This window comes from Amycolatopsis echigonensis (assembly GCF_014174495.1).
Taxonomy (GTDB): Bacteria; Actinomycetota; Actinomycetes; order Mycobacteriales; family Pseudonocardiaceae; genus Amycolatopsis; species Amycolatopsis echigonensis.
The window spans coordinates 61,219-83,121 of the sequence record NZ_JACJHR010000003.1 but is presented as its reverse complement, the minus strand read 5'-3'; the positions used below and the strand labels follow the sequence as shown (position 1 = coordinate 83,121).

16 protein-coding genes are annotated in these 21,903 nt (G+C 70.3%); 4 read left to right on the top strand and 12 right to left on the bottom strand.

The annotated features are described in order from the left end of the window. Positions 1-24: 24 nt before the first annotated feature. Together H5411_RS03290 and H5411_RS03285 are read right to left on the bottom strand one after the other, a co-directional pair. On the bottom strand, positions 25-681 hold the full coding sequence (locus tag H5411_RS03290) for a potassium channel family protein (protein WP_101434676.1): 657 nt from the start codon (positions 679-681) through the stop codon (positions 25-27). Then, positions 681-1,346, bottom strand: a complete 666-nt coding sequence (locus H5411_RS03285; protein ID WP_101434675.1) for a potassium channel family protein — start codon at positions 1,344-1,346, stop codon at positions 681-683. Before H5411_RS03285 ends, H5411_RS03290 begins: the two co-directional genes overlap by 1 nt. Positions 1,347-1,497: 151 nt before the next feature. Between H5411_RS03285 and H5411_RS03280 the strand changes: the two genes are divergently transcribed. Together H5411_RS03280 and H5411_RS03275 are read left to right on the top strand one after the other, a co-directional pair. After that, positions 1,498-3,546 carry an APC family permease gene (locus H5411_RS03280; protein WP_183122909.1) on the top strand — a complete coding sequence of 683 codons (2,049 nt, stop codon included), beginning with the start codon at positions 1,498-1,500 and terminating at the stop codon, positions 3,544-3,546. After that, entirely contained in the window at positions 3,543-4,733 is a 1,191-nt protein-coding gene (locus H5411_RS03275; protein ID WP_183122908.1) for a class I SAM-dependent RNA methyltransferase, read from the top strand. Before H5411_RS03280 ends, H5411_RS03275 begins: the two co-directional genes overlap by 4 nt. A gap of 1 nt (position 4,734) precedes the next feature. On the opposite strand, the gene H5411_RS03270 is transcribed toward H5411_RS03275, so the two are convergent. The 4 genes from H5411_RS03270 to H5411_RS03255 form a co-directional block, all read right to left on the bottom strand. Beyond that, positions 4,735-5,154: a hypothetical protein gene (locus H5411_RS03270; protein ID WP_183122907.1), complete on the bottom strand. Its 420-nt coding sequence runs from the start codon at positions 5,152-5,154 to the stop codon at positions 4,735-4,737. A gap of 458 nt (positions 5,155-5,612) precedes the next feature. Continuing rightward, on the bottom strand, positions 5,613-7,166 hold the full coding sequence (locus tag H5411_RS03265) for a GMC family oxidoreductase (protein WP_183122906.1): 1,554 nt from the start codon (positions 7,164-7,166) through the stop codon (positions 5,613-5,615). Beyond that, the gene (locus H5411_RS03260; RefSeq protein ID WP_220816451.1) at positions 7,163-8,689 is read right to left on the bottom strand and encodes an APC family permease; all 1,527 of its coding nucleotides are present in this window, start codon (positions 8,687-8,689) and stop codon (positions 7,163-7,165) included. Before H5411_RS03260 ends, H5411_RS03265 begins: the two co-directional genes overlap by 4 nt. A 32-nt stretch (positions 8,690-8,721) precedes the next feature. Continuing rightward, the gene (locus H5411_RS03255; protein ID WP_183122904.1) at positions 8,722-10,191 is read right to left on the bottom strand and encodes an aldehyde dehydrogenase family protein; all 1,470 of its coding nucleotides are present in this window, start codon (positions 10,189-10,191) and stop codon (positions 8,722-8,724) included. Positions 10,192-10,400: 209 nt separating this feature from the next. On the opposite strand from H5411_RS03255, the gene dxs reads away from it, so the two are divergent. Further along, positions 10,401-12,317, top strand: a complete 1,917-nt coding sequence (dxs, locus tag H5411_RS03250; RefSeq protein ID WP_183122903.1) for a 1-deoxy-D-xylulose-5-phosphate synthase — start codon at positions 10,401-10,403, stop codon at positions 12,315-12,317. A gap of 345 nt (positions 12,318-12,662) precedes the next feature. Here dxs and H5411_RS03245 read toward each other — a convergent pair whose 3' ends face one another. The 6 genes from H5411_RS03245 to H5411_RS03220 form a co-directional block, all read right to left on the bottom strand. After that, the gene (locus tag H5411_RS03245; RefSeq protein ID WP_312877458.1) at positions 12,663-13,289 is read right to left on the bottom strand and encodes a hypothetical protein; all 627 of its coding nucleotides are present in this window, start codon (positions 13,287-13,289) and stop codon (positions 12,663-12,665) included. Positions 13,290-13,395: 106 nt separating this feature from the next. Continuing rightward, positions 13,396-14,844 (bottom strand): purine-cytosine permease family protein, encoded by a 1,449-nt coding sequence (locus H5411_RS03240; protein WP_183122901.1) that lies wholly within the window; start codon positions 14,842-14,844, stop codon positions 13,396-13,398. Next, positions 14,844-16,241, bottom strand: a complete 1,398-nt coding sequence (locus tag H5411_RS03235; protein ID WP_183122900.1) for an aminobutyraldehyde dehydrogenase — start codon at positions 16,239-16,241, stop codon at positions 14,844-14,846. Before H5411_RS03235 ends, H5411_RS03240 begins: the two co-directional genes overlap by 1 nt. Beyond that, positions 16,238-17,881: a thiamine pyrophosphate-binding protein gene (locus H5411_RS03230; protein WP_183122899.1), complete on the bottom strand. Its 1,644-nt coding sequence runs from the start codon at positions 17,879-17,881 to the stop codon at positions 16,238-16,240. Before H5411_RS03230 ends, H5411_RS03235 begins: the two co-directional genes overlap by 4 nt. Beyond that, positions 17,878-18,831 (bottom strand): agmatinase, encoded by a 954-nt coding sequence (gene speB, locus H5411_RS03225; RefSeq protein ID WP_101434664.1) that lies wholly within the window; start codon positions 18,829-18,831, stop codon positions 17,878-17,880. Before speB ends, H5411_RS03230 begins: the two co-directional genes overlap by 4 nt. Continuing rightward, positions 18,828-20,288 carry a sodium:solute symporter family protein gene (locus H5411_RS03220; RefSeq protein ID WP_183122898.1) on the bottom strand — a complete coding sequence of 487 codons (1,461 nt, stop codon included), beginning with the start codon at positions 20,286-20,288 and terminating at the stop codon, positions 18,828-18,830. Before H5411_RS03220 ends, speB begins: the two co-directional genes overlap by 4 nt. A 106-nt stretch (positions 20,289-20,394) precedes the next feature. On the opposite strand from H5411_RS03220, the gene H5411_RS03215 reads away from it, so the two are divergent. Then, on the top strand, positions 20,395-21,879 hold the full coding sequence (locus H5411_RS03215) for a PucR family transcriptional regulator (protein WP_183122897.1): 1,485 nt from the start codon (positions 20,395-20,397) through the stop codon (positions 21,877-21,879). The last annotated feature ends 24 nt before the right edge of the window (positions 21,880-21,903 follow it).

Genomic DNA, 21,903 nt, shown 5'->3' with positions numbered 1-21,903 from the left:
CGGGCCGCCCCTTTTCGCGTTGCGTCAGTAGCCGAGCGCCGTGCGGATCTCCGGTTCGACGTCCGAGGTCGCGACGAACAGCAGCTCGTCGCCCGCCTCCAGCGGATCCTCCGGCTGCGGCACGATCACCCGGTCGCCGCGCAGGATGGTCACCAGCGCCGCGTCGCGCGGCAGCTCCAGTTCGCTCACCGGCTTGCCCGCCAGCGGCGTCTCCTCCGGCAGGGTGAGTTCCACCAGGTTCGCCTGCCCCTGCCGGAACGTCATGAGCCGCACCAGATCGCCGACGCTCACCGCCTCCTCGACCATCGCGGCGAGCATCCGCGGCGTCGACACGGCCACGTCGACGCCCCACGCGTCGGTGAAAAGCCATTCATTGGCCGGGTTGTTCACCCGCGCCACCACGCGCCGCACGGCGAATTCCGTCTTCGCCAGCAGCGACACCACGAGGTTCGCCTTGTCGTCGCCGCTCGCCGCGATCACGACGTCGCAGCGTTCGATGCCGGACTCCTCGAGGATCGACACCTCGCACGCGTCGCCGAGAACCCAGTCGGCCTGCGGAACGGATTCCGGCTCGAACTGGTCGGCGTCGCGCTCGATCAGCATCACCTGGTGGCGCGCGTCGATGAGCTCGGCGGCGATGGACTGCCCGACGGCTCCCGCGCCCGCGATCGCGACCCGCATCAGTTCTCCTCCTCGGGGGCGCGAGCGGCCAGGCTCGTCACGTCTCCGACGGTGCCCGAGCGCGCCGCCACCCACACGTCGTCGTCGGCCTGCACGACGGTTTTCGCGTCCGGCAGCACCGCGGTGCCGAAACGCATCATGAACGCCACCCGCGCACCGGTGGCCTCCTGCAGTTCGCGCACGCTGCGGCCGACCCAGCCCTCGTGCAGCGGCAGCTGCAGCAGCGCGACGTTGCCGGACGGATCGCGCCACGCGGAGGCGACGCCGTCGGGCAGCAGGGTGCGCAGGAACCGGTCGGTCGTCCACGGCACGGTCGCGACGGTCGGGATGCCCAGCCGTTCGTACACCGCGGCGCGCTTGTGGTCGTAGATCCGCGCGACCACGTGCTCGACGCCGAAGTTCTCGCGCGCGACCCGCGCGGAGATGATGTTGGAATTGTCGCCGCTCGACACGGCCGCGAAAGCGCCCGCGCGCTCGATCCCGGCCTCGACGAGCACCCGGCGGTCGAATCCCGCCCCGACGACCTGCTGGCCGCGGAAGTCGCTGCCCAGCCTGCGGAACGCCTGCTGGTTCTTGTCGATGACGGCCACGTCGTGGCCGAGCCGCTCGAGCGCCGCGGCCAGAGACGCGCCGACGCGGCCGCATCCCATGATCACCACGTGCACGCTTAGCCTCCTCGCAGGGGTGCGGATGACCCGTTGGTGGGTACCCTCGGACACCAGCGCCGAACCTACCTTGCCCTCTCTCGGTCAGCGCCACCGTCCTCCCCTCCACCGCCCTCAGCGGAGGAGCCGCGCCCCGCTGTACATTCTGCAGGTGTCGAAGTTCCCGACAGTGCTGAAGCGGCTGGTCCTCGGACGTCCGTTCCGCAGCGACCGTCTCTCCCACACTCTGTTGCCCAAGCGCATCGCGCTGCCCATTTTCGCCTCTGACGCGCTGTCCAGCGTGGCGTACGCGCCGGAGGAGATCTTCCTGACGCTGAGCGTCGCGGGCCTGTCCGCGTACGCCTTCGCGCCGTGGATCGGCGTCGCGGTCGCGCTGGTCATGCTCGTCGTCGTGGCGTCGTACCGGCAGAACGTGCACGCGTACCCGAGCGGCGGCGGCGACTACGAGGTCGCGACCACCAACCTCGGCGGGAAGTTCGGTCTGACGGTCGCGAGCGCGCTGCTGGTCGACTACGTGCTGACCGTCGCGGTGTCCACTTCGTCCGGTGTCGCCAACATCGGTTCGGCGATCCCGTGGGTGGCCGACCACAAGGTGCTGACCGCTGTGGTGATCGTCGCGGTGCTGACCGCGCTCAACCTCCGCGGGGTGCGCGAATCGGGCAAAGCCTTCGCTATCCCCACGTACGGGTTCATCGCGGGCATTCTGATCATGGTGGTCTGGGGGCTTTTCCGCACCGCCACCGGCACCGAGATGCGCGCCGAGAGCGCCGGTTTCACGTTGCACGAGGAAGGCAACTGGGCGGGCTTCGCGTTCGTGTTCCTGATCCTGCGGTCCTTCTCGTCCGGCGCCGCGGCGCTGACCGGGGTCGAGGCGATCAGCAACGGCGTGCCCGCGTTCCGCAAGCCGAAGTCGAAGAACGCGGCCACCACGCTGCTGCTGATGGGCGTGCTCGCGGTGACGATGCTCGTCGGGATCATCACGCTCGCGGTCGTCACGAAGGTGAACTTCGCCGAGGACCCGGCGCGGCAGCTGGCCGGCGCGCCGGCGGGCTACGAGCAGAAGACGATCGTCGCGCAGATCGCGCACGCGGTGTTCTCCGACTTCCCGCCCGCGTTCTACTACATCTCGTTCTCCACCGGCATCATCCTGCTGCTGGCCGCGAACACCGCGTTCAACGGCTTCCCGGTGCTCGGCTCGATCCTCGCCCAGGACCGCTACCTGCCGCGGCAGCTGCACACCCGCGGCGACCGGCTGGCGTTCTCCAACGGCATCCTGTTCCTCGCGGCCTTCGCGCTGGTGCTGATCATCGCGTTCGACGCGGAGGTCACCCGGCTGATCCAGCTGTACATCGTGGGCGTGTTCGTGTCGTTCACGGTGAGCCAGGCGGGCATGATCCGGCACTGGAACCGGTTGCTGGCCAAGGAGACCGACCCGGCCGCGCGGCGGCGGATGCGCCGCTCGCAGACGGTGAACGCGATCGGCCTGACCATGACCGGCACCGTGCTGGTGATCGTGCTGATCACCAAATTCCTGCTCGGCGCGTGGATCGCGATCGCCGCGATGTTGGCGATTTTCGCGCTCATGACCGCGATCCGGAAGCACTACGACCGGGTGTCCGAGGAACTCAAGGACATGGGCGACGCGCCGACCGTGCTGCCCTCGCGCAACCACGCGATCGTGCTGGTGTCCAAGCTGCACCGGCCGACGCTGCGCGCGGTGGCCTACGCCAAGGCGATGCGCCCGGACGTGCTCGAGGCGGTCACGGTCAACGTGGACGACGCCGACACCCGGGCGCTCACCCAGGAATGGGAAGAGCACAAGTTCAAGGTGCCGCTGAAGGTCGTCGAATCGCCGTACCGGGAAATCACGAAGCCGGTACTGGATTACGTGAAACGCGTCCGCGGCGCGAACCCGCGCGACGTGGTCACCGTGTTCATTCCGGAGTACGTGGTGGGGCACTGGTGGGAGCAGGTGCTGCACAACCAAAGTGCGTTGCGGCTCAAGGGCAGGCTGCTGTTCCAGCCGGGTGTGGTCGTGGCGAGCGTGCCGTGGCAGCTGGCGTCGTCGCAGAAGGCGGCCGCGCGGATGCGCAAGGCCCGCCCGTCCGCCGGTGACGTCCGGCGCGGGTTCACCCCCGGCACTCCTCGACCTGCCGACGCGAAGAAGCCGGCCCCTGCGACAAAGGAACCATCAGAATGACCGAGAGCTGGCTAGGCCGGATCCTGGAACTGGAAGTCGGCCCAGTCGCGCACGGCGGGCACTGTGTGTCGCGTGTGGACGGACGAGTGCTGTTCGTACGGCACGCGCTGCCCGGCGAACGCGTGCGGGCCGAGGTGACCGAGGACAAGGGCGGCTCGTTCTGCCGGGCCGACGCGATCGAGGTGCTCAGCGGGTCCGAGCACCGCGTGACGCCGCCGTGTCCGCTCGCCGCCCCGGGCGGTTGCGGAGGGTGCGACTGGCAGCACGCCGAACCGGCCTACCAGCGGGAGCTGAAGGCCGCGGTGGTGGCCGAGCAGCTGCAGCGGCTCGCCGGGATCACACGCGAAGTGGTCGTGGAACCGCTCGAAGGCGGTCCGCTCGGCTGGCGCAGCCGGGTGCGGCTGGTCGCCGGACGGGACGGTCAGGCCGGCTTGCGGGCGCACCACAGCCACCGCGTCATCCCGATCGACGACTGCCCGATCGCGGTGCCCGGCTCGCTCGACACCGCGCTGAGCAAGCGCTGGCGGCCGGGCACCGAACTGGAAGTGACCAGCGACGGCGACAACCACCTCCACCTGCGCGAACTCGCCACGGTGCGCGGGCGTACGCAGGGCAAGCAGTTGTCCGGCGGCATGGCGATCCAGCACGCGGCCGGACGGGACTGGCGGCTCGACGCGCACGGATTCTGGCAGGTCCACCCGCACGCGGCGGACACGCTGGCGGAGCTCGTGCGGGAGTGGGCCGACGCGCCGAGCGGCGGGGTCGCCTGGGATCTGTATGCCGGGGTCGGGCTGTTCGCCTCGGTGCTCGCCGCGCAGGTCGGCCCGGACGGCCAGGTGCTGGCGATCGAATCCGGACGGCGCGCGGTGTCCGACGGCGAGCGCAACCTTTCCGATCTGCCGCAGGTGAGCTGGCGTTCCGGACGGGTGGAGCACCTCATCGGGGACGCGCCGACCCCGGTCGACGTCGTGGTGCTCGACCCGCCGCGCAAGGGTGCCGGCCGCGATGTCGTCAACGCGATCGCCGCGGGGGAGCCGGACCGGATCGTCTACGTGGCTTGCGACCCGGCGGCGTTGGCGCGGGACGTGCAGTTCTTCTCCGAGCACGGCTACTCGCTGACGGATCTGCGGGCTTTCGACGCGTTCCCGATGACGCATCACGTGGAGTGTGTCGCGCTGTTGCAGTGACCTATCGGGCTCGCTGCGCACCAGCCGCCGCGGCGAGCCCCGTCGCGGCGGAAACCAGGCCGGACGCCAGCAATACCCACGCGCCCAACGCGGGCTGCACGTTGGCGGACGGTGCGAGCTGGTCCGCTCCGGGGAGCGTAATGACGAGGTAGCGCAGGAGGATTCCCGTTACCGCGATGCCGGTCAGAGTGGTGAAGGCCAAGGGCTCGGCTTGGTGCCGGCGGAGGGTCAGGATCGCCAGCGCGAACGTGAGCGCCAACGCTCCGGCGCAGGCGAGGCGGAGGCTGAGATCCAGGTCGGGTTCCGCGGTGCCCGGCGGCAGACGCGACGAAAGGTAGTGCGCGGTCGGCAGGGCAAGCCCGACGCCGCCGCCCACCGCGGCGGTCGCCCCGGCCCACGCGAGCGCCCGATTCCCTGCCACGCAAGGAAGTCTACGTCGGGGAGCCGTCTCGGCGGCTTTGCTTTTCCGGTGCCGGCCGGATGGCTGGGGGTGCGGATCTGGCTCCACGCGGACCTGCGGCCGCGCTGCCTCGCCCTGGCGTCCCATCGCTTGCTGCGCAACTATTTCTGCGCCTTGACTGCCGCATCGGGCAGGCTGGCTGTCGCCCCATTGGTCACGATTTGGTCACGCGAGAACCTCAGCGCTCTCGCGGGCGACTGACCGGATGTGCATCGCGGAAGATGCGCGGTTCTCCGGCCTCGGGCCGGAAGACGAAGCGAGGGGCGGACATGATTTTGCGCGCGACGCGGTCACTGGCAGGCGTTCTGCTGGCGGGCCGCCGGACCGGTACCCGGCGGAGAATCGGCGGGCCGGACGATCCCGTCGGCCGGGAAGAGCGGGTGGCCGCGCCCATCGGGACACCACCACCCGCCGGATGGTCAGGCCCGGTCTTCCTTGAGCAGGTCCGCGCACTTCTCGCCGATCGCCATCGTCGTGATGCACGGGTTCACCGTGACGAGGAACGGCATCACCGAAGCGTCGGCCACCCGCAGGCCGTCGACGCCGCGGACGCGGAGACGCGCGTCCAGGACCGCCTCGGGATCGCCGTCCGCGCCCATCCGGGCCGTGCACGCCGGGTGGTACACGGTGTTGTGCGTTTTGCGCAGGTAATCGGCGATCTCGTCGTCGGTCGTGCAGTCGCGGCCCGGCGCGAGTTCCACGCCCGCCCACTCGTCGAGAGCGGGCTGGGCGGCGATCTCGCGGGCGAGTTTCACGCCGTAGGTCATCACGCGCATGTCGTACTCGTCGGTGAAATACCGCGGGTCCACGCGGGGCTTGTCGCGGAAGTCGCGGGTGCGCAGCCGCACCGTGCCGCGGGAACGGCTGCGCGTGACGTTCGGCGTGAGGCAGAAGCCGTTCTCCGTCGTCGGGTAGCCGTGCCGGACGGTGTTCAGGTCGAACGGCACCGAACCGTAGTGGAACATCAGATCCGGGCGGTCCAGGCCGTCCTCGGTCATGGTAAAGATGCCGATTTCCCACCACTGCGTGGATTCGGTGACCATCGGCTGCAGGGCGTCCCACATCACCAGGCCCTCGGGGTGGTCCTCGAGGTTCGAACCGACGCCCGGCGAGTCCACGAGCACCTCGACGCCGACCTCGCGCAGGTGCTCGGCGGGCCCGATCCCGGACAGCATCAGCAGTTTCGGCGTGTCGATCGCGCCGGAGCTGACCACGACCTCGCGGCGCGCGGCGATCCGGCTGTGGTGGATGAGGTCCGGCTCCAGCACCTCGACGCCGGTGCAGCGGCGGCCGTCGAACAGCAGCCGGCTCGCGCGTGCGCCGGTGCGGATCTCCAGGTTCGGGCGCTTGCCCATGATCGGGTGCAGATACGACACCGACGCCGAAGACCGGGTGCCGTCCTCGCGGGCGTTGATCTGGAACCAGTTCGCGCCGTGGGTGACGGTCTTGCCGGAGTTGAACTCCGTGGTCGGGATGCCCGCCTGGGCGCACGCGGACAGCAGCGCCGCGCCGGCCGGGTCCTTCGGCGGGACCGACCGGATGGTGACCGGGCCGGAGCGGCCGTGGTGGTCGCCGGGGCCGTCGTTGGTCTCCAGCCGTTGGTACAGCGGGAAAACGTCCGCGGCCGACCAGCCGGGCAGGCCCATCGAGGCCCATTCGTCGAGGTCCTCGGCCGGTGCCCAGAACGCGATGCACGAGTTGTGCGACGAGCAGCCGCCGAGCACCTTCGCGCGGGCCTGGCGCAGGTAGGAGTTGCCCGCTTCCTGCGGCTCGACCAGGTAGTCCCAGTCGTACCCGGATTCCAGCAGGCCCATCCAGCGGGTCAGCTCCAGCACCTCCGGCACGTCGGTGTCGGACGGTCCGGCCTCGAGGAGGCAGACGGTCACGTCCGGATCCTCCGACAGCCGGGCGGCCACCACCGATCCGGCCGTGCCGCCGCCGACCACCACGTAGTCGAACTCGCTTGCGCTCACCGGGAAACCTCCTCCTCAGGCGCGGGTGCGGCGGCGTGGTCCGCCAGCACCCCGACCTTGTGCCGTTGCGCGAACCAGTAGTAGGCGAAGCCGCCGGCCGCGCACACGCCGACGAACAGCACCGAAATCCACTTCAGATACCAGTGGAAGGGCGGGGAAGCGTTGTAGATCTCGTTGCGGGGCCAGGCCAGGTTGACCGTCATCGCGCCGCCCCACAGCACCGCGAGCACGTTCACCGGGAGACCCCAGCGGCCGAGGGAGAACCGGCCGGCCGGGGCGCCCTCGCGCGGCCAGCGCCCGCGCAGCCTGCGGATCAGCATGGGCACAGTCACGAGGAGGTAGGACAGGTAGATCAGGATGATGGCGAGGCTGGTGACCGCCGAGAAGATCTGCGTGGAGTTGACGTTCAGCACCAGGAGCGCGATCGCGAGCACGCCGATCACGATCGCGGGCAGCACCGGGGTGCCGGTCGTCTTGTTGACCCGTGCCAGTTTCCGGCCGCCGGGCAGCGCGTTGTCCCGGGCCATCGCGAACGCGATCCGGATCGCCGCGGTGTGCACGGCCAGCACGCACACGGTGATGGCGACGAACACGACGAACAGGAATACCCGCCCGATCGCCGGGCCGAGCGCGTCGGTGAGCACGTACTGCAGACCGACCGTGCCGAGTTCCGGCGCGTTGATGTTGCCCACGGCCATGAGCGCGAACAGGATGATCAGGCCGCCGAGCACGAAGGAGGCGACCAGCGCGCGCAGAATCGCCTTCGGCGCGTTGCGGTGCGGGTTCAGCGATTCCTCGCCGAGCGAGGCCGCGGTGTCGAAGCCGTACATCACGTACGACGAGGCGATGCCGGCGATCAGGAACGCGCCGAGGTAGCCGGACGAATGCCCGGCTTCGGTGCCGTTCGTCTGGGTCACCACGGACGGGCCGCGCACGAAGTGGAAGGCCAGGAACACCACCAGCAGCACCGCGAACAGCAGCTCCACGAACACGCCCGCGCTGTTGATCCGGGCCATCAGCTTCACGCCGAACGCGTTGACCAGCGTCGTGAACACGATCAGCACGGTGGCCAGCAGCACGCCGTTGGCCGCGTCGCTGGTGCCCGTGCCGTCGCCGACGAACTGGAAGAACGACGTGATCTGCGGCAGCGTCCGCTGGTAGGCGAGCGCGGTCGCGGAGATCGAGACGATCGAGGCCAGCAGCATCATCCAGCCGGCCATCCACGCGATGTGCGGGTTGCTGAGCTTCTTCGCCCAGTTGTAGACCGACCCGGCGACCGGATACTGCGCGGCCAGTTCGGCGAAGCAGAGAGCCACCATCAGCTGGCCGGCGAACACCGCGGGCCAGGACCACCAGTAGGCGGGCCCGCCCTCGGACAGGCCGAGATAGGACAGCTGGAACACCCCGGTCAGCACGGAGATGTAGCTGATGCCGGCAGCGAAGGTGTGGAAACTGCCGAGCGTTCTCTTGAGCTGGTTGGTGTAGCCGAATTCGCCGAGTTCGCGATCGCCGGCGTCGCTCAAGGGCACGAGATCCTTTCGGTGAGAGGCGGGGATCAGCCGGAGAACCAGCGCTGGGGGCCGGGCTTCAGGTTCTGGTGGATGTGCTTGACCTCGGTGTATTCGGCCAGCCCGGTCGGGCCGAGCTCGCGGCCGAACCCGGACTGCTTGTAGCCGCCCCATTCGGCCTGCGGCAGGTACGGGTGGTAGTCGTTGATCCACACCGTGCCGTGCCGGAGCCGGTTCGCGACACGCTGGGCGCGGGCGGCGTCCTGCGTGAACACGCCGCCGGCCAGGCCGTAATGGGTGTCGTTGGCGATGCGGACCGCGTCGTCCTCGTCGGTGAACGTCTCCACGGTCAGCACCGGGCCGAAGGACTCCTCGACGACCGCGGTGCTGCCCTGCTTGACGTTGTCGAGGATCGTCGGCAGGTAGTAGAAGCCGTCCTGCAGTGCCGGGTCGTACGGACGCTTGCCGCCCGTGCGCAGGACCGCGCCCTCCTCGATGGCGGTGGCGACGTAGCGCTCCACCTTCTCGCGGTGCGCGGCGGAGATGAGCGGCCCGGTCTCGGCGTTCTCGTCGAACGGTCCGCCGAGGCGGATCCGTTCCGCGCGCCGCACGAGTTCGTCGACGAACTCGTCGTGCCACTCCCGCTGGATGATCAGCCGCGCGCCGGCCGAGCAAACCTGCCCGGAGTGCAGGAATACCGCGGTGAGCGCGTAGTCGACGGAGGTCTCGAAGTCCGCGTCGGCGAACACGACGTTCGGGTTCTTGCCGCCGAGTTCCAGCGCGACCTTCTTCACCGTCGCCGCCGCGTTCGCCGCGATCACCCGTCCGGTGGCCAGCCCGCCCGTGAACGACACGAGGTCGACGTCCGGATGCTCCGACAGCGGCGCGCCGGCCGTCGGACCCGCGCCGAGCACGAGGTTCGCGACGCCGCCGGGCAGCCCGGCCTCGGCGAGCAGCCGCATGAACAGGATCGAGGTGTGCGGCGTCAGCTCGCTCGGCTTGAGCACGAACGTGTTGCCAGCGGCCAAGGCCGGGGCGATCTTCCACACCGTCTGCAGCAGCGGGTAGTTCCACGGGGTGATGAGGCCGCATACGCCGACCGGTTCGTGCACGATCCGGCTGAACGAGTCCGCGCTGCCGGTGTCCACGACCCGGCCCGCGTCGTTGCCCGCGAGCTTGCCGAAATAACGCAGGCAAGCCGCGATGTCGCTCATGTCGTAGCGGCTCTCCACCAGGCGTTTGCCGGTGTCGAGTGATTCGGCGCGAGCGAATTCCTCGGCGTCGCGGTCGAGCAGGTCGGCCGCGCGGAGCAGAAGGTTGCCGCGCTCGCCGGCCGGGGTGCCCGGCCACGGGCCGGTGTCGAACGCCCGGCGCGCGGCGGCGATGGCGGCCTCGGTGTCTTCCGCGGTCGCTTCGGCGACCTCGGCGACCAGGCTGCCGTCCGCGGGGCACCGGATCTCGCGTCGCCCGCCCGCGCGCGCGTCCACCCATTCGCCGCCGATGTACAAGTCCGCCATGGGGTCCTCTCGAGCTCGGGGGTCCGTCCGGGATTATCACGGCCACTCGGGGTGACCGCGACTTGACTGACCGGACTCGTGATCTTCCCCGCTCGTGGAGTTGCGTTCGCGCCGGAGCTGTGATCCGGGACGCGGGCGGCCGGACCGGAGTGGCGGCCGTCCGTAGACTGGCCGGAACCGGCGGAGGCAGAAACGGACGGGGTGGAGCGGTGACCATGCTGGACTCGGTGCACGGACCGGCGGACCTGAAGCGCATGAGCGTCGAGGACCTCGGCGAGCTTGCGGCCGAGATCAGGGACTTCCTCGTGGACAAGGTCCGCCGCAGCGGCGGGCACCTCGGCCCCAACCTGGGCGTCGTCGAGCTGACGCTGGCGTTGCACCGGGTGTTCGATTCGCCGCGCGACGCGATCGTGTGGGACGTCGGGCACCAGGCGTACGTGCACAAAATCGTCACCGGACGGCACGGCGGCTTCGACAAACTGCGCCAGCAGGGCGGCCCCACCGGCTACCCCTGCCGCGGCGAGAGCGAGCACGACCTGGTCGAGAACAGCCACGCGTCCACCGCACTGTCCTATGTGGACGGGATGGCGAAGGCGTTCGAGCTGGCCGGCGGCCCGCGCAGGCACGCGGTCGCGGTCGTCGGCGACGGTGCGCTCACCGGCGGCATGTGCTGGGAGGCGCTCAACAACATCGCCGGCCGCAAGGACCGTCCGGTCGTGATCGTGGTCAACGACAACGGCCGGTCGTACTCGCCGACCATCGGCGGGATGGCCGACCACCTGGCGTCGCTGCGGTTGCAGCCGGGCTACGAGCGGCTGCTGGACGGCGGGCGCGAGCTGCTGCGCAGCACCCCGGTCGTGGGCAAGCCGATCTACGCCGCGCTGCACGCGGCCAAGGCGGGCATCAAGGACGCGCTGAGCCCGCAGGTGATGTTCTCCGACCTCGGCTTGAAGTACCTCGGTCCGGTCGACGGGCACGACCTCGTCGCGCTGGAGAAGGCGTTCCAGAGCGCCCGGGCGTTCGGCGGCTCGGTGATCGTGCACGTGGTCACCGAGAAGGGCCACGGCTACGCGCCGGCGGTGAACCATCAGGCCGACCAGATGCACCAGACCGACCCGATCGACCCGGAGACCGGCCTGCCGCCGGTGAAGGGCCCCAGCTGGACCGGCGTGTTCGGCGACGAGCTGGCGAAGATCGGCGAGGAGCGCGAGGACGTCGTGGCGATCACCGCCGCGATGCTGCGTTCGACCGGGCTGGAGAAGTTCTCCGAGCGCTTCCCGGACCGCTGGTTCGACGTCGGCATCGCCGAGCAGCACGCGGTGACGTCCGCGGCCGGGCTCGCGATGGGCGGCTGTCACCCGGTCGTCGCGCTGTACTCGACGTTCCTGAACCGGGCGTTCGACCAGGTGCTGATGGACGTCGCGCTGCACCGCCAGCCGGTGACGTTCGTGCTGGACCGCGCCGGCATCACCGGCCCGGACGGCCCGAGCCACCACGGCATGTGGGACCTGTCGCTGCTGGGCATGGTGCCGGGCATGCGCGTGGCCGCGCCGCGTGACCCGGGAACGCTGCGCGAGGAGCTGCGCGAAGCGGTCGCGGTGCAGGACGGCCCGACCGCGCTGAGGTTCTCGAAGGGCAGCGTCGGCCCGGACGTGCCCTCGATGGAACGCATCGGCACGGTCGACGTGCTGCGCCGTCCCTCGGGTTCGACGGACGTGCTGCTGGTCGCGGTGGGTCCGTTCGCGCAGCTGGCGCTGTCGGCCGCGGACCGCCTGGCGGACCAGGGCATCGGCGTGACGGTCGCCGACCCGCGCTGGGTGGTGCCGGTGCCCGCGGAGCTGGTGGCGCTGGCGGAGCAGCATAAACTCGTGGTGACAGTCGAGGACAGCGGCCGCCACGGCGGTTTCGGCTCGGCACTGGCGGCGGTGCTCCGGGACGCCGAATGCGACGTCCCGTTGCGCGATCTCGCGGTGCCGCAGGCGTTCCACGACCACGGGACGCGGGCCGAGGTGCTGGACCGGATCGGCCTGACCGCCCAGGACGTAGCGCGGCGAATCACGGAGTGGGCCTCGGGACGGCTGGGCGCCGACGTCGAGGCGACCGCAGGGGAGAAGCCGCGCGCCTGACCGGGACTGGCCGGGCGGAACCGCGCGCCTGTGCGGCACCCGCCGGGCGGCGGCATGCGGCTGGGTGTCGAGGTGGCGGAGGCTGCGGGGGGAGAAGCCGCGCGCCTGAGCGAAGCTCCGTGAGCCGGGCGTAGGCATGCGGCTGGGTGCCGAGGTGGACAAGACTCCGAGGCAGAAGCCGCGCGCCTGAGCGGCACCCGCGGGCGGAGGCACGCGGCTGGGAGCCGATGTGGCGGAGACCGCGGGGGAGAAGCCGCGCCTGACGGGAGTTCCGCGGCTAAGCGCTTGAACCCGGCGGGTTCCCGGAACTGAACCCGCCCTTTTCTGCCTCGGCGGGCTCGCCCGCTAGCCCGCCGCCGGAGCTTCGGCGGCGAAGGTCTGGTCGATGTCCGGAATCCAGTAGCAGATCTCGAGCGTCTTCATCCGGGACATGTGCCAGACTTTCCGGCTGCTGCCCAACGCCCCGGCCGCGCCGAGCACCGCGAGCGCGGCGGCCCCGGCGGCGACCATCCGATGCGGTCCGGTCGCGGTCTGGACGAGTGCGACCACCGAGGCCAGCGTGAACGCGAAGGCGATGTTGCGCAGCATCACCGACTGCGCGCGCATCCGGACTATTTCTCCCGCGGCGTCCTTGTCGTGCAGTTCAGCTGCGGCGACGAGCAGCACCGGGTTGGCCTGGACGTAAGCACGGTCGCGAGCCTGCGGAACCTGGGCGACGAACTCCTGTCGGGCCTCCTCCGCGTCCCGTCGGGGGCGCACCCGCTCCAGCAGTGCGGCCAGCGGGTGGAAGAGATGCCCGAGCAGATAACTGGCCACCACCGCACCGGCGACCAGCAGCGCTCCCGGGGCGGAAGTCAGCGCGGCGACGTGCAGGATCCCCAGCCGGTCGAGGACGTAGACCAGCAGCGACAACTGGACGGCTCCGGGCACGGCGAAGCTGAACAAGTCGAAGATGCCGACTGCGAACGTCACGAATTGCCTCCCGGACAACGGGTTTCGGGGACAGGATCGTCCCACAGCCCGCCCGTGCGCGTACCGCGTTGCTCGCGTCTCCCCAGGACTGGCGGGAAGCCTCCGCTCACGCCTCGGCGGACACCGCTTCCTCAGCGACAGCCGGAGAAGGCCCGAAGCCCTCCCGCGGCTCCGGGAACACCTTCACCAGCACCGGATACGCCACCGCGGCCGTGCACAGCGTCACCACCAGGCTGATGTCCACGCCGCCCGCGACGCCCGCCAGCGGGCCGGTGATCATCGGGGTGTTCGCGCACAGCAACCCCAGTCCGGTGGCCGGGATCCAGGCCGCCATCGCGCGCCAGTTGACGCCCCGGTGGAACCAGTACCGTCCGCCGGTGCGGCCTTCGTTGAACACCTGCAGGTCAGCCGGGTCGTAGTAGCCGCGGCGCTGCACGTAGCCGATCATCATGATCACCATCCACGGCGACGTGCACAGCACGATCAGCGTCGCGAACGCGTTGATGCTGGAGACCATGTCGAGCACGAAATTGCCCACGAAGATGAACAGCACGCTCAGTGTTCCGATGAGCAGCGTCGCCTGGACCCGGGACAGCCGGGGGAAGATCGAGCTGAAGTCCAGGCCGGTGCCGTACAACGCGGTGGTGCCGGTGGACAAACCGCCGATCAGCGCGACCACGATCAGCGGGATCGCGTACCAGAGCGGGGAAATCGCGGTCAGGCCGGTGACGTAGTCGGCCGGGTCGGCGACCAGGGTCGCGGTCGCGATGCCGAAGCCGAACGGCAGCAGCGTCGCCAGTTGCGCGAGGAACGGCGCGGCCAGCAGCGAGCGCCGCGAGTGGGTGGCGGGGATGTAGCGCGACCAGTCGCCCAGGAACGCACCGAACGAGATCGGGTTCGCCATCACGGTCAGCACGGCGAGGATCCACGTCGGCCAGAAGGTGCCGAGGGCGAAGTGGCCGCTGCCGGCGAACGACGGGTCGAACGAGCCGCCGTAGGCGAAAATCCCGATCAGCATGATGAGCGTGCCCAGGGTCACCGCGACGCGGTTGACCAGCAGCATGAAGCGGTAGCCGTAAATGCAGACGACGAGCACGGCGATCGCGATCACGCCGTAAGCGACCGCGCGCAGGACCGGTCCGCCGTGGATGCCGAAAAGCCGTTGTGCCGCACCGGCTACCGCGTCGCCGCTCACCCACACCGAGATCGCGAAGAAGGTGATCGCGGTGAGCAGCGACAGGAACGAACCGACGCACCGGCCGACCACGCCGAAGTGCGCGCCGGACGAAACCGCGTTGTTGGTGCGGGTGGTCGGCCCGAACAAAGCCATCGGGGACAGCACGAGCGCGCCGAGCACCACGCCCACGACCGTCGCCGCGAGTGCCGCCCAGAAGCTCAGCCCGTACGCGATCGGCAGCGTGCCGAGGATGATCGTGGCGAACGTGTTGGCCCCGCCGAACGCGAGCCGGAACAGGTCGCGCGGCCGGGACGTCTGCTCGGCGGGCGGGATCGGCGCGATGCCGTGTTGTTCGACCTCGGTGACCTTGTCGCTCATTACTCGAACCTCGTCATCACGTGCTTGACGCGGGTGTACTCGGCGAACGAGTACGCCGAAAGATCCTTGCCGTGCCCGGAATGGCCGAACCCGCCGTGCGGCATTTCGGCGGTCAGCGGGCCGTGCGTATTCACCCACACACAGCCGAAATCGAGGTCGCGCGACACTCGTGCGACGCGGGCGACGTCGTTCGTCCAGACCGAAGAAGCCAGGCCGTACGGGACGCCGTTGGCCAGCTCCAGCGCCTCGGTCTCGTCGGTGAACGACTGGACGGTGATGACCGGTGCGAAGATTTCCTCCTGGACCAGTTCGTCGTCCTGGCGGAGGCCGGACACGACGGTCGGCGCGAGCTGGAAGCCCGGCCCGGTCGCGGTGCCGCCGGTTTCGACGCGGCCGTGCGACGGCAACCGCTCCAGCAGGCCGAGCACGCGGTCGAGCTGGGCACGGCTGTTGAGCGGGCCGTAGTCGACGTCTGGACGGCGGGTTTCGGCCGTTTTCGTCAGCGCGGCGACGAATTCGTCGTGAATGCTCTCGTGCACCAGCACGCGGCTGCCCGCCGTGCAGTCCTGTCCGGCGTTGTAGAACGCGGCGTCGGCGATCCGATCCGCGGTGTCGGCGAGGTCGGTGTCCGGGAAGACCAGCAGGGGAGCGTTGCCGCCCAGCTCCAGGTCGGTGCGCTTGAGATCGGCCGCGGCGACGGTGGCCACGTCGATGCCGGCGCGCGTCGAGCCGGTGATGGACACCAGGTCGGTACTCGGGTGCCGGACCAGCTCGCGGCCGGTATCCCGGTCGCCGCACAGAACGTTGAACACGCCCGCAGGCAGGAATTCCGCCGCGGTTTCGGCCAGCAGCACCGCGGTGGACGGCGTGGTTTCCGCGGGCTTGAGCACCACGGTGTTGCCCGCGGCGAGCGCGGGGCCGATCTTCCAGACCGCCATCATGAGCGGGTAGTTCCACGGCGCGATCTGCGCGCACACCCCGATCGGCTCGCGGCGGATCACCGACGTGTGCCCGGGCAGGTACTCGCCCGCGCCAGTGCCTTCGAGCTGCCGGGCGGCACCGGCGAAGAACCGCAACGTGCTTACGCACTCCGGGATTTCCTCGTCCAGCATGACCGAGCGGACCTTGCCGGTCTCGCGGACCTCGGCGTCGGCGAACTCTTCCGCGCGGGCTTCCAGCGCGTCGGCGAGCTTGAGCAGCGCTTCCTGGCGCTGCGCGGGCGTGCTGCGCCGCCACGACCGGAACGCGCGCGCCGCCGACTCCATGGCGAGGTCGATTTCGTTCCGTCCGGAAAGGACACTGGTGCCGAAGACCTTGCCGGTGGCCGGGTTCGTCAGCTCGAGGGTCGCCTCGGCATCGACCGAAGCGCCGCCGACGAAGTTGCGGATGTGGGTCACGAGTGCTCCAGATGGGTGGGGGCGAACATCTTCAGCAGCGCGGGAAGCACGACGACCGACGGGCCCGGGGTGCGCAGCGCGTCGGCGAGATCGGTGCGGACAGTGTCCACAGTGGTCTTCCGGGCGGGGATGCCGAACGACTCGGCCAGTGCGACGAAATCCGGTCGCGGCAGTTCGGTCGCGGTGGTCTGGCCGAACGCGCCGGTCAGGTATTCGCGCAGGATGCCGTAGCCGCCGTCGTCGATCACCAGCCAAGTCACATCGAGTTGATGCTGCACGGCAGTGGCCAGCTCGGCCAGCCCGTACATCGCGCCGCCGTCGCCGGACACCGCCAGCGACCGCACGCCTGCCGCGGCGGCCCCGAGCGCGCCGGGAAGGCCGTAGCCGAGACCGCCCGCACCTTGCGCGGTGTGGATCGGCGCGCCGTCCGGATTCCACGCCGACCACGCCCAGTAGGCCGCGATCGTCATGTCCCAGAAGGTTTGCGTTCCTTCGGGAAGCGCGGCGCGGACGTCGTCGATCAGCTTCCGTTCCGCGGCGAGCGGCTGACTGTCCAACCTGGACTCCACGCGCGCGAGGAGGTCCTTCACCGCCGCTTCGGCTCGTCCGTCCGCAGCGCGCGGGGTGAGCTGATCCAGCAACGCGCGGAGCGTGTGCCGGACGTCGGCGTGCAGCGCGAGCGCGGGGTAGTTCGACTCGAGTTTCCCGAGATCCGCTTCCACCTGCACGATCCGCCCGTTCGGCGCGAAATCGCGGTAGTTGCTGGACAGCTCGCCCAGTCCGGAGCCGAGCACCAGCAGGACGTCGGCGTCGGAGAGGAATTCGGTGGTGTGCCAGTCTTCCATCCACGATTGCGCGGACAGCTCGTGGTCCCAGGCGAAAACGCCCTTGCCGCCGAACGTCGACACCACCGGCGCGCGCAGGGTTTCCGCGAGCCGCCGCAGTCCGTCGTGCGCCCCGGACCGCAGCGCGCCGCCACCGGCGAGGATCACCGGATTCTTCGCTGCATCAAGGAGTTTCGCGGCTTCGGCCACCAGCTCGGGCAGCGGTTCGAGCGGTGCCGGAGCCGCGGTTACCGACGTCAGCCGCGGCAGGTTCGCCGTGGCGAGCAGCACGTCCTGCGGGATTTCCACCCAGACCGGCCCGTACGGCGCGGTCGCGGCGGATTCCCACGCCTCGCGCAGCGCGGTCGGGATCTGGCTGATCGACCGGACCACGTGCACCGACTTCACGACATCGCGGAAGCTGGCCTGCTGGTCGGGCAATTCGTGCAGGTAGCCGTGCCGTCCGCCGCCGAGCCCGGCGACCGGGATCTGGCTGGAGATCCCGAGCACCGGCACCGAAGCCGCGCGCGCTTCCTGCAGCGACGCCAGGGTGAGCAGCGCGCCGGGACCGGTCGACACGATCATCGGCGTGACCGGCACCGGGCCGTGCGGATCGGCGGCGAGCCGGGCGCGTGCGTGGCCGTCCGCGGCGAAGGCGAGATTGTTCTCCACGCGCGAGCTGACCACACGCAGGTCGTCCGCCCGGCGCAGCGCCTCGAACAGGCCGAGCGCGTGCTGTCCGGGAAGGCCGAACACGGTGTCCGCACCGAGCGCCCGCAGCGTCTCTACGACAACGTCGCCGCCGATCCGGGTCATGCGCCGCGCCCCAGCGCCAGCAGGCTGACCAGGTCGTAGGCGACGTGCGAGGCGGCGACCGCGGTGATCTCGGCGTGGTCGTAGGCCGGGGCCAGCTCCACGACGTCCGCGCCGACCAGGTTGAGCCCGCGCAGGCCGCGTAGGATCTCCAGTAGTTCGCGGCTGGTCATGCCGCCCGCTTCCGGGGTGCCGGTGCCGGGAGCGTGCGCGGGGTCGAGCACGTCGATGTCGACGGACACATACAGCGGACGGTCGCCGATGCGCTGCCGAAGGGCGTCCACCGTCTCGTCGATGCCGCGGCGCAGCACGTCGCCGGAGGTGACGATGCCGAAGCCGAGACGACGGTCCTCCTCGAGGTCACGCTTGCCGTACAGCGGGCCGCGCGTGCCCACGTGCGACACGGCGCTGGTGTCGAGGATGCCTTCTTCGACCGCACGACGGAACGGCGTGCCGTGGGTGTATGGCTCGCCGAAGTAGGTGTCCCAGGTGTCGAGGTGGGCGTCGAAGTGAAGCAGCGCAACGGGACCGTGCTTCTTCGCCGCCGCGCGCAGCAGCGGGAGCGCGATGGTGTGGTCGCCGCCGACGGTCACCAGCTTCGTCTCACCCGCGGTAAGCGCTTCAGCCTCCTGCTGCAGCTTCTCGATCGCTTCGCCGATGTGGAACGGGTTGATCGCGATGTCCCCCGCGTCCACGACCTGCTTTTCCGCGAACGGGGAAACGTCCAGCCCCGGGTGGTACGGCCGCAGCAGCCGGCTCGCCTCGCGCAGCGCCGAAGGACCGAACCGCGCGCCGGGGCGGTACGACACGCCGGAGTCGAACGGCACGCCGACCACGGCTACGTCGGCGCTCGGCACTTCGTCGATCCGCGGCAGCCGCGCGAAGGTCGCGAAGCCGGCGAAACGCGGGATCTGCGACGAGTCGAGCGGGCCGACCGGACGCTGTTCACTCACTGGGGCAACTCCTGTCGGATTTCGGATGCGCTGAGATCTTCAGCGGCTGTGGCGGTTTCGGAGCCATGCAGACGTTGAGTCCACACGGAAAGAATGCTGTCCGGCGTACGCGGTGTCGCGAGGCTGACGCCGACGTACACGATCAGGCTGACGCCGAGGCCCCAATAAATCGGACTGTTGGCCGCGACTCCGTCGATGATCATGAAGGCGATCACGGAGACCGTGCCGGTCACCATCGACGCGTACGCGCCTTCGCGAGTGCCGCGCTTCCAGAACAGCGCGCCGATGATCGTGACGAGCAGGCCGCCGACGAGGATGTCGTACGCGATGGTGAGCGCGTTGACAACGTCGTCCACGAGCATTGCGATACCGATGGCCACGATGCCCAGCACAAGTGTCGTCACTCGGTTACGCAAGACTTCGCCACTCTTAAGGCCGACCTTGCGCAACAGGTCCGAAGTCGTCGTGGTGGCGCACGCGATGAGCGCACCGCTCGAAGTCGACATCAGCGCCGACAGTGCCGCGGCGAGCACGAGACCGCGTACACCGGTGGGCAGCAGGCGCTCGGCGATGGTCGCGAAGGCGTCCTGCGCGCTGCCGAGATCCGGGTACAGCACCTTCGCCGCCGTACCGATCAGCGCGCCCGCGATGCCGTAGACGAGGCAGTACACGCCGGAGATGACGCCGCCGCCGGTCGCGACGCGCGGCGTGCGCGCGGTGAACACGCGCTGCCAGATGTCCTGCCCGATCAGCAACCCGAACGTGTAGATCAGGAAGTAGGTCAGGATCGTCTCGCCGCCGATCGAGGTGAACTCGAAGTACGACGCGTCCAGTTTCTCGGCCATCCCGCTGAAGCCGCCCGCCGAGACGAGCGCGACCGGCAGCAGGACGAACAGGATGCCGATCGTCTTGATCACGAACTGCGCGATGTCGGTCAGCGTGATCGACCACATGCCGCCGAGCACCGAGTACAGCACGACGATCGACCCGCCGATCGCGATCCCGGCCCAGCTGGGGATCGAGAACAGCACCTTGAAGATCGACGCGAACGCCAGCGTCGAGGTGACGGTGAGCATCAGCGTGTAGCCCCACATCACCACGCCGGACACCGCGCTCGCGCGCCCGCCGTAGCGCAGGTCGAGCATCTCGCCGACGGTGTAGACGCGCAGTTTCACCAGCCGCCGCGCGAACACCGCGTGCAGCACGAGGATCCCGGCGCCGATGGTGATCACCAGCCACGCGCCGGAAATGCCGTAGGTGTAGCCGAGCTTCACGCCGCCGACGGTCGACGCGCCGCCGAGCACGACGGCCGACATCGTGCCGGAGTACATGAACCAGCCGAGCCGCCGTCCGGCGACCAGGTAGTCGGATTTGGTCTTGGCCAGCCGGAGGCCTATCCAGCCGACCCCGATCATGCCCGCGATGTACAGCGCGATCACCGCATAGTCGCCGCCCACGGGTCCTCCTTGAAACGGGGTGGGTACTTGCGGGACACCGTAGGGTCGGGCGACCTCGCGACGGCATGGGACGATGTATCCAAGACTTCGCCGAAGATTGGTTTAAATGACCCAGCAGGACGTGCTGTTGCCCGCGGAGGTGACAGTTCCACTACGCACCGTCGCCGGCAACCCGGACCTGGCGCTCGACGTCGTGCCCGAAACGCTGCGCCCGGGCGCGCTGGACCGGCCGGTGCGGTGGGCGCACGTGAGCGAACTGGCCGACCCCGCGCCGTATCTGGTCGGTGCCGAACTCGTGCTGACCGCGGGCGTGAACCTGCCGAAGGACGCCGACCGCTACGTCCGGGGGCTGCGCGACGCGGGCGTCACCGCGCTCGGCTTCGGCCTCACCCCGACGGTCTCGGAAACCCTGCCGTCCTCGTTGCGTGACGCCTGTGCGGAGCACGGTCTGCCGCTGCTGGTGGTGCCGCCCGCGACGCCGTTTCTGGCGATCAACCGCGCCGTCGCGGTCGCGCTGGCCGAGGCGGGACGGCACGAAGAGCGGCGGCTGGCGGAGGGTCGCGAGGCGTTGACGCGAGCCGCGGGCGGCGGCCTGGGGGAGTTGGTCGCCGCGCTCGCCGGACGCTTGCACGGGTGGGTCGCGATGGTCAGCGCCGGGGACGTGCTGGCGGCGGGCTACGACGCGCCGCAACCCCTGCCGTCGCCGGTCACGGAATTGCTCGCGACCCTGCGCTCGCGCTCCGGAATCCGCATCGCCTCGACGGAATTGCCGGACGGCACGCACGTCGTCGCGCAACCGGTCTATCCGCAGGCGACCGCCGCGCACCTGGTCGTGGTAGGCCGGGCGCAACGGTTCGACAGCGGAGACCGGGCGATCCTGGCCGTCGGCGCGGCGCTGCTGGGGCTCGTCGGCCGTGCCGGATCGGACAGCGCGGAACTCGGCGCCGCGGCCACCGCGTTGCTGCTCGGCGGTCCCGGCGCGGACGCGCTCGCCGGAGTCGTCGGCAGCGACGAGGCCCGGCTCGTCGCCGGAGTCGCCCACCGGCGCGGCCCGGACGCACTCGCCCGGCGGCCGGACTGGCTGCGCGCCCGGCTCGACACCCCGCTGGTCCAGGTCCTGCCCGGCCCCCGGTTCTACGCCATCGCCGGCGAGCTCGGCGACCTGGACGGCCTCCTCGACCACGGCTGGCTCGTCGTCGCCAGCCAGCCGCACCCCGCCGCGGGCCTGCCCGCCGCCGTCGCGGAAACCGAACTGCTGCTGGCCCGCGCCCGCGCACTGGCCCGTCCGCTGACCGCCAGCGCCGACCCGCTCGGCTTCGACGAACTGATCCCGCCCGCCGCGGCCGGCGCGTTCGCCGAACGCCTGCTGGCCCCGCTGCGGGAACTGGACCGCGCGCACGGCCGAGAGCTGGTGCCGACCCTGCGGACCTGGCTGGCGCACCACGGAAGCTGGGACCGCACCGCCGCCGAACTCGGCGTGCATCGCAACAGCGTGCGCCACCGGATCGGACAGGTGGAACGGGCGCTGAACGTCCGGCTGGCGGATCCGGAAACGCGAATGCGGCTGTGGTTCGCGTTGCGGTGGGGGTGATGCCGAGTGTCCACTCAGGTCTCT

Coding starts and splice junctions, on each gene's coding strand:
- H5411_RS03290 (WP_101434676.1), bottom strand. CDS start 681: ATGCGGGTCGCGATCGCGGGCGCGGGAGCCGTCGGGCAGTCCATCGCC.
- H5411_RS03275 (WP_183122908.1), top strand. CDS start 3,543: ATGACCGAGAGCTGGCTAGGCCGGATCCTGGAACTGGAAGTCGGCCCA.
- H5411_RS03255 (WP_183122904.1), bottom strand. CDS start 10,191: ATGGCGGACTTGTACATCGGCGGCGAATGGGTGGACGCGCGCGCGGGC.
- H5411_RS03240 (WP_183122901.1), bottom strand. CDS start 14,844: ATGAGCGACAAGGTCACCGAGGTCGAACAACACGGCATCGCGCCGATC.
- H5411_RS03230 (WP_183122899.1), bottom strand. CDS start 17,881: ATGACCCGGATCGGCGGCGACGTTGTCGTAGAGACGCTGCGGGCGCTC.
- H5411_RS03215 (WP_183122897.1), top strand. CDS start 20,395: ATGACCCAGCAGGACGTGCTGTTGCCCGCGGAGGTGACAGTTCCACTA.